Annotated in this window: 1 protein-coding gene; it reads left to right on the plus strand. The window is 47.7% G+C overall.

The features are described from left to right. Nucleotides 1-281 (plus strand): membrane protein insertase YidC (gene yidC, locus CH339_RS25595; protein WP_146610300.1); only part of this gene is annotated, 281 nt, incomplete at both ends.

Genomic DNA, 281 nt, shown 5'->3' on the forward strand with positions numbered 1-281 from the left:
ATTCTATCATGCCATTATGAGAACGCGGGAAATCGCAGAACACAGCTTTTTATGGTTTGACCTTGGGGAGCGTGATCCGTATTTCATTTTGCCGATTCTCGCCGGTGTGTTCACATTCATTCAGCAAAAGCTGATGATGGCGGGAACAGCGCAGCAAAATCCGCAGATGGCGATGATGCTTTGGCTGATGCCGATCATGATCGTTGTATTTGCGATCAGTTTCCCGGCGGCTCTTTCCCTGTACTGGGTAGTCGGTAACTTATTCATGATTGCTCAAACCT

Source organism: Rhodobium orientis (genome assembly GCF_003258835.1).
Classification (GTDB): domain Bacteria; phylum Pseudomonadota; class Alphaproteobacteria; order Rhizobiales; family Rhodobiaceae; genus Rhodobium; species Rhodobium orientis.